Raw genomic sequence first — 461 nt, 5'->3', positions numbered from 1 at the left:
CGTGATGTCCGAACACCAGACCTGGCTGGGTCTGTTGATCGTCATGCCCCGCAGCAGATAGGGATAGACCTTGTGCTGCGGATGCGGCTGACTTGTTCTCGGCCGTTTGTAGATTGCCTCCAGCCCCATCTTCGCCATCAGCCGACGCACCCGGTGGCGACCAGCGATAATCCCGTCCCGGCGCAGGTAAGCGGCAATCTGACGGCTGCCGAAGAACGGGTACTTGGTGAAGACCCGGTCGATGGCCTTCATCAACTCCAGCGTAGCAGCGCTGATCCCGACAGGCAGATAATAAAATGCCGACCGGCTCAGCTTCACCAATTTGCACTGCTGGCTGACGCTCAGGTCCGGATGGTCGCGCCCTTACCGGATGCAGTCGTTGCGGGGCCGCGGTTCCTGGTCAGCGGATGCGTTGCGCGATGTTGTGCGCGACTATGTTTTTGAGAGCCTGGGAGACGCAG

At 60.5% G+C, this 461-nt stretch carries 1 pseudogene; it reads right to left on the bottom strand.

Going from position 1 to position 461, the window contains the following annotated elements:
• Positions 1–345, bottom strand: a pseudogene (locus Q0835_RS30140) (IS3 family transposase); the annotation flags it as partial.
• Positions 346–461 lie beyond the last annotated feature (116 nt).

The sequence above is a fragment of the uncultured Roseibium sp. genome, assembly GCF_947499295.1.
GTDB lineage: Bacteria > Pseudomonadota > Alphaproteobacteria > Rhizobiales > Stappiaceae > Roseibium.
This window is presented reverse-complemented; position numbering and strand designations above follow the sequence as displayed.